The organism is Nocardioides abyssi (assembly GCF_030412915.1).
Classification (GTDB): Bacteria; Actinomycetota; Actinomycetes; order Propionibacteriales; family Nocardioidaceae; genus Nocardioides; species Nocardioides abyssi.
In genome coordinates this window covers 1-308 of sequence record NZ_JAUHJR010000089.1, presented here as the reverse complement: position 1 = coordinate 308, position 308 = coordinate 1, and the positions used below count along the sequence as shown (strand labels likewise).

Genomic DNA, 308 nt, shown 5'->3' with positions numbered 1-308 from the left:
ACGATGAAGAAACCGGCGACGACGTGGGTGAGCGTGGTGCCGACCTCGGTGAGCCGGGTGACCACCTGGCCGTCGCTGGTCTGGTCGGTGATCAGGCGCTGCGCGTCGTTGATCCAGCGGTCGATCTGGGAGTCGCTGGCGTTGAGCGGGCCGTCCGCGAGCCACTGGCGGATCTGGCCCAGGCCGGCGACCGTCTGCTCGGCCAGGTCGGTGGCGCCGTTGGCGACCTGCTGGCCCACGAAGGTCAGCAGGGCGCTGACGGTGGCCAGCCCGCCGACCACGACCATCAGCGCGGCGAGGCCGCGCGG

At 72.1% G+C, this 308-nt stretch carries 1 protein-coding gene; it reads right to left on the bottom strand.

From position 1 onward, the window contains the following. Nucleotides 1-308: AI-2E family transporter (locus QWY29_RS20025; protein WP_369292670.1), on the bottom strand; the 308-nt coding region annotated here is incomplete at both ends.